Raw genomic sequence first — 6807 nt, forward strand, 5'->3', positions numbered from 1 at the left:
GTATTTATACAAGACAGAGGCGTCGATGTGTAGCTAGCCTACATGAGAAGCCGATAACGCAGTAGAAATGACCAGCAAACGCTGCCCGAAGGGTTCGGCTAAAAGCGTTTTACTCTTTGTTGAGGGAGATTTGCTTAGAGTGACTAGGCTACTTCTCCCTCGCCGCGATTAAAACGCTTTTATCTCGAACAAAATTTAACCACGAAAGGTCAGCACGCCCTAGCAACATAGACACTTTAGTTGGATAATACTGACTCAATAAGACGACGATAAGACAGGGATGTATGGAAATTACGCCGAATGAACGCGATGCAGTATATAAAACGATTTTTTCTCGCCGAGATGTTCGTGGTCAGTTTCTTCCTGATGAGATCCCAGAAGACGTTTTGATGCGTGTGCTAACCGCAGCGCACCATGCTCCCAGTGTTGGCTTTATGCAGCCTTGGGATTTTGTCGTTGTCCGTGATATCGAAACCAAGCAACAAATCAAAGCCGGTTTTAATCAGGCTCATGCGGAATCCGCGGAAATGTTCACCGATGAAAAGCAGGCAATGTATAAGCGTCTAAAGTTGGAAGGCATCGTCGAATCACCGATCGGTGTCTGCGTGACTTGCGATCGCAACCGAACCGGAAAGGTCGTGTTAGGTAGAACCATCAAACAAGAGATGGATCTGTACAGCACCGTGTGTGCGGTTCAAAACTTATGGCTGGCAGCTAGAGCCGAAAACCTAGGCCTAGGGTGGGTGAGTATCATGCACGACTCAACACTACGAGATGCATTAGATATCCCAGAAAACATCGATATCGTGGCGTACTTATGTATCGGCTACGTTGACCACTTCAAAGACAAACCCGAACTTGAAACCATGGGCTGGCTACCAAGAAGAGATGTCAATTCAGCGATTCATGAAGGGAAGTGGAGCCCTAGTAAAACGGAGTGATTACAGGCTTTTTTATCTAATTTATTGATATTTAAAGCCCAAACTTGTTATAGATATTTCAGTGTAAAGTTGAATTTATAAATTCATACTGATATTAATGACATTTGACATACAGCTCTAGTCTGGAATTCAATGAACGACGCTAACTTACGTAGACTTCAACAACTTATTGCAAAGTATGAAATAGGTGAAGAGTATCATCTAACGATCGATGATCTCGAACACTCGCTATCGACTTCTCGCAGAAACACTTCGATCATTCTTAAATGCTTATCGGAATATCGCTGGATTTGTTGGATTCCGTCTAAAGGAAGAGGGAAGCTTAGCCAATTTAGAATTTTGGTCAGCTTTCCCGAAGCATTAGAAAAAGTGTTAGCGCTTCAGTTAGAACAGGGGGGCTTTAATGTTATTCCCCGTCTTCTAGAAAGCTATGGTGATGCGGCAATAAAGGCACTGACGCTAGCGACTGAAAAACATAGTCTGTTCAATCAACAACATGACCATTTACTGATCACTCAATATCCGTGGGTCGATAACCTTGAGCCAGCCAAAACATACCGAACTGCTGAACATCACATCTTAAGAAGCCTCTACAATACGCTACTCGTCCAAGATCATGATGGAAATCCCCAAGCGAGCCTCGCGCACCATTGGAAGATGGAAGGGCGCTTTCTGCATTTTTGGTTGAGACCGAATGTGTTATTCCATGACGGTGAAACTTTAACGGCCAAAGATGTTGCTCAATGTTTGTTGCAGCTAAAAAATATTGAAGGTCCGGTACAGTCTTTATTTGATCAGGTCAGTGATGTTCAAGTGGTGGGTGATAAACAACTGACTATTGAGCTGACATACGCAAACCCAATGTTTCTCCATGCTTTGACTAGTCCACACGCGTCTATTTATCGTCGTAAGCGTACTTATTTTTCGAGTGGCCGCAGTACCTATATCGGAACAGGACCTTTCTCATTGGATGATTGGAGCGAAGAGCGCTTGGTTCTTAAACGTCACCGAGGTTACTTTGCTCAAAATGCCTTGTTAGAACAAATAACGCTTACCGACATAGAAGGTTTAAATGACCACACTCTGAGTTTTAATCAATCTGGCGTCGCTGAAGAAACCACCATCAATGCACTTTCGTATCTTGCGGTTAATCGTAGAGAAAAATCAGGTATAACCCCTGAAGAACTCGACAGGCTGGTATCGTTTATTAAGTCCAGTAGTAAAGAGTTCGATGCTGATATGGTGGCCGATGACTTGTCTTTCTCGCTTAGCGAACTAGCGTCCAGTAATCCAATTCCTAATTTGACGGGTACTGTTGTGTTAACACGACCTAGAATGACGATTCCTTTACTTCAAGAGATGGCTGACTGGCTACAACAAACTATTGTAAAGACAGGTGTTGCTATTGAAGTTGTTGAGCTTCCCAACATAAGTGACCCTAGCTCTATGAGTGAGTCGGCAGACTTGTTATTCATTGAAGAAGTTATCGAACAGCCAGCCGATTATGGCCTTTACGATTGGCTACTTGCTTCATCTGGGCTTAGATTCATTTTCAACAGTTCTGAGATGAAGGCGCATTGCGAGAGAGTTAGAGCCGCTGTGAGTGGCGAGAACCTAATGAGCGATTTGAAAGATATTGAAGATTCGCTTTATCAACAGAAGTTACTTTGTCCGTTATTTCACGGTAAAGAGAAGGTTTTTAATAGTGTTGAGGTTCATGGCGTAGAGGTAAACCAAACCGGTTATAGTGATTTTTATAAGCTTTGGATAACTCCGAGCGAGAAGTAGTTAGTCCATTTTTACTCCATTTACCCATTTTTTAGTTTCTGTTCAAAATGAAAACATGCACGAATCGGCTAGCACTCTTTCATGTTTCTTTTGAATACCAATCGTTATTATGACTGGTCATGACTATCACAGTCATTCTCGGTCATCCCCCCAATGGCAACCCTACTTATTAATGTATTTTATTAGGATCTAATCAAATGAAACTTAAGCTTATTTCTATCGCACTTATAGCTGGTGGTCTTGCTGCTTGTGGCGGGGGAGGAGGCGGTGGTAGCAGTACAAGTACAAGTGCTCCCGCTCCTCAAACAAAAACCTTACAAGGTGTTGCCATTGACGGGTATATTTCCGGTGCGACCGCGTTTCTAGACATCAATTATAATGGTGTATTGGATGAGGGAGAGCCAAGTAGTATCACGGACGATGAAGGCAGTTATCAATTGTCTTTAACTGGTTCTAACTCTGACTGTATGGACTATGCCCCAATTGTAGTGAATGTTCCGGTCGGTGCTATTGATGCGGATAGCCCTAATTCGCCGATTACTGAACCTTATCAATTAGTCTTCCCACCAGTAATGACAGTGAGTTCTGACCAAGAAATTAAATCTACTACGCCACTTACTACCGTTTTATGGAATCAGATCCAAGCCGACCTATATAAAGGTGGTTTAAACAGTTGTTCCGCTTTGAAGCAAGCTGTAAACACTCAAAATAGCATTATCCAAAATGTGAAGGAACATGATTTCCGAATTGCGAATCGATATAACATTGCAGTGAAAGACTTGTATGGCGACTTCGTCAAAGCCCAAAACACTGAGCTTTATGAATTAGCGCAGAAAATGATGCCAGCCATTAAAAAGTCGTATCAAGAGACTAAAAATATTCAAAAAGAAAACCCCAAAGCTCAGCAAGCCTATGTTGATTATTATTGGGAGCATTGGGACTATTCTAAAAAGAACGAAATTAATAAGTGGTATAAAGTTAAAACAGTGATGACCGCTGACAAGCTGATTGTTATTGAACATGAAGTGTCAGCTGATCTACAAACAGAACTAGAATTAAATAAGCACATTGAGCGTAATAGCCAGAAGAAAAATGGTTTGGAATATGACAAGGAAGCTTGGTTTTCATTGAGCAGTGACGGAACGCAGCACTCGTGTTCAGTTCAGGAAACAATTAAACAACAGGTGCAACCCAATTCACTAACCACCTTTGGTGTAAAGAATAGTGGTTGGTCTCAACAGCCAGATTGGGAAAGCTGTTCCACTCAAAGTGTGGGTAATGGATTTAACCAAACTTTAACGTCAGATGTTGTTGGTGATTATAAAGACCAGTTTACTCAAACTCAGGTGAAGTACCATTATGGTTCAAATGCTCCTTACCCTGAGTGGGTCAATTTAGGTGATACTTTATCTAATATCTCACGAAGCGACTTTGATGTATTAAACTATCTATCAGTTGATTTCAATGAGAACACTGCACACGGTTCAGATAGTTGGACTCGTCATAAATATGCGCACATTGAAAATACACCGTTTGATTATACTCAGACGATAACGTCTAAAGATTCTCAAGGTAACTGGACTAGAGGTTATTATTACCAGAATGGGACAAGTCTGTTTGAGTGTTCAAATGATGGTGTGAACTGGTCAAAAAACACTTGTAAGTAAAGCCCGTCGATACCGAGTAAATCTAGATAATCCGTATGCAATAAAAAATCCAGTGTCTACAAGGCACTGGATTTTTAGTTTTGGCTGACCGTTATTTAGCTTTGGTTTATCGAAAGAGTCTAAGCGATCTCAATCTTCTCAGCTTGGTTCTGTTCTACCATAGACAGTGCCAGCGCTTCCGCCGCTTTAATACCATCGATACCAGCAGATAGGATACCACCCGCGTAGCCTGCGCCTTCACCAGCAGGGAAGAAGCCCTTAAGGTTGATGCTTTGGTAGTCTTTACCACGCTTGATACATACAGGAGAAGACGTACGAGTCTCAACACCAGTTAGTAGGCCGTCTGGCGTAGAGAAACCTTTGATCTTCTTCTCGAACGCTGGGATTGCTTCACGAATCGCTTCGATAGCAAAATCAGGTAGCGCTTTTGAAATGTCAGTTAGGTGGATACCTGGCGTGAATGATGGTTTTACTTCACCGATTTCACCTGGATCGCGACCTTTCAGGAAGTCACCGATTTTCTGTGCAGGGGCGTCGTAGTTCTCGCCACCTAGAACATAAGCGGCACTTTCTAATTCACGTTGTAAGCGGATACCTGCTAGTGGGTCACCTGGGTAATCACGCTCTGGGTCGATACCCACAACGATAGCACTGTTTGCGTTACGTTCTGCACGAGAGTATTGGCTCATGCCGTTGGTTACTACGCGGCCTTCTTCAGAAGTCGCTGCAACCACAGTGCCACCTGGGCACATACAGAAGCTGTATACAGTGCGGCCATTCTTACAGTGGTGTACGAGTTTGTAGTCCGCAGCACCTAGGATAGGGTTGCCCGCGTTCTTGCCGAAGCGAGCTTCATCGATCATCGCCTGTTTGTGTTCGATACGGAAACCAACAGAGAAAGGCTTAGCTTCCATGTAAACGCCACGTTCGTGCAGCATTTCAAACGTATCACGAGCACTATGGCCAACAGCCAGTACTACGTGACGAGTTTTAATCTCTTCACCGTTAGAAAGCGTTAGGCCAGTGATTTGACCGTCTTCCATGTGAACGTCATCAACGCGAGTGCTGAATCGGATTTCGCCACCTAGCTCAATGATAGAAGCACGCATCTTCTCGATCATGGTAACCAGTTTAAAGGTACCGATGTGCGGCTTACTTACGTATAGGATTTCTTCAGGTGCACCTGCAGCAACGAATTCTTCGATTACTTTACGGCCGTAGTGCTTTGGATCTTTAACTTGGCTGTAAAGCTTACCGTCTGAGAATGTACCTGCGCCGCCTTCACCAAACTGTACGTTTGATTCAGTGTTCAGTGTACGCTTACGCCAGAAACCAAAGGTATCTTTCGTACGTTCACGAACTTCTTTACCACGCTCAACGATGATTGGATTGAAGCCCATTTGAGCAAGCACTAGGCCTGCGAACAAACCACAAGGGCCAAAACCGATAACGACAGGGCGCTCAGTTTGGTTCTCAACCGCTTTAGCCACGAATTTGTACTCCATGTCAGGAGTCACTTTTACGTGCGGGTCGCTAATGAATTGCTCTAACAACTCAGCTTCGTTTTCAACGAGAACATCAAGCGTGTAGATAAGTAAGATTTTTGATTTCTTACGAGCATCGTAGCCACGTTTAAAGATATTAAAAGAAAGTACCTGATCAGAATTAATGCCAAGCTTTGCTTCAATAGCGTCTTGAATGGCTGATTCTTCGTGGTCTAGAGGGAGTTTAATTTCGGTTAAACGTATCATTTCGATGTCTCGTCTTTATAGGTGTCTTAGCTAGACCGCTTCTAAACGCAGAGTTTGATGAAAACGCTGATGTTGAAAGAAGCGATAAGCTCACAATGGCGCGCATTTTACGAGAAATTGATTTATCTGTCATACTAATTTGGAAACATGGAGCAAATAGACACGATATTAGAGCTGTATGATGTTGAATTTTGCCTTGGGATGAGTATTATCCTCCATTCTTCAATTTTGACTAACTTATAGAGCAGAGCATCATGGCATTTGTCGTAGGCGATAACTGTATTCAATGTAAATACACAGACTGTGTGGCGGTATGCCCCGCAGATGCGTTCCATGAAGGCCCGAATTTCATGGTAATCAACCCAATCGAATGCATTGATTGTGGTTTGTGTGTACCTGAATGCGACGCCCAAGCGATCTTCCAAGAAGATGAACTGCCAGAAGATCAAAAGATCTTTATTGAAGTGAATGCCGAGCTTGCCGAAATCTGGCCGGTACAAACTGAAGTCAAAGCACCGATGGATGAAGCTGAAAAGTGGAATGGTGTCGCTGATAAGTTGGCAATGCTAGAAAAGTAATTGTTGAAAAGAACTCAAATAAAAAGGCGTACTGATTTCATCAATACGCCTTTTTTAATATCTGTGTCCCGTCCTGAAATGT

5 protein-coding genes are annotated in these 6807 nt (G+C 43.0%); 4 read left to right on the top strand and 1 reads right to left on the bottom strand.

Annotated features, from left to right (window positions below):
• Positions 1–284 precede the first annotated feature (284 nt).
• The 3 genes from bluB to AB4232_RS15755 all read left to right on the top strand — a co-directional run bounded on the left by bluB (position 285) and on the right by AB4232_RS15755 (position 4396).
• Complete coding sequence (gene bluB, locus AB4232_RS15745) at positions 285–941, top strand: 5,6-dimethylbenzimidazole synthase (protein ID WP_372087484.1); 657 nt, start codon at positions 285–287, stop codon at positions 939–941.
• A 132-nt stretch (positions 942–1073) separates the two neighbouring features.
• Positions 1074–2729: an ABC transporter substrate-binding protein gene (locus AB4232_RS15750; RefSeq protein WP_372087485.1), complete on the top strand. Its 1656-nt coding sequence runs from the start codon at positions 1074–1076 to the stop codon at positions 2727–2729.
• Between the two features lie 197 nt (positions 2730–2926).
• Entirely contained in the window at positions 2927–4396 is a 1470-nt protein-coding gene (locus AB4232_RS15755; RefSeq protein ID WP_372087486.1) for a hypothetical protein, read from the top strand.
• A 119-nt stretch (positions 4397–4515) separates the two neighbouring features.
• Here the strand turns inward: AB4232_RS15755 and AB4232_RS15760 are convergent, their stop codons facing one another.
• Positions 4516–6147, bottom strand: a complete 1632-nt coding sequence (locus tag AB4232_RS15760; protein WP_372087487.1) for an NAD(P)/FAD-dependent oxidoreductase — start codon at positions 6145–6147, stop codon at positions 4516–4518.
• Positions 6148–6401: 254 nt separating this feature from the next.
• Here AB4232_RS15760 and fdxA point away from each other — a divergent pair, with 254 nt between their 5' ends.
• A complete protein-coding gene (gene fdxA / locus AB4232_RS15765) occupies positions 6402–6725 on the top strand; it encodes a ferredoxin FdxA (RefSeq protein ID WP_050650887.1) in 324 nt (107 codons plus the stop codon).
• Positions 6726–6807: the final 82 nt, after the last annotated feature.

This window comes from Vibrio sp. 10N.286.46.A8, from assembly GCF_041470165.1.
Taxonomy (GTDB): domain Bacteria; phylum Pseudomonadota; class Gammaproteobacteria; order Enterobacterales; family Vibrionaceae; genus Vibrio; species Vibrio tasmaniensis_A.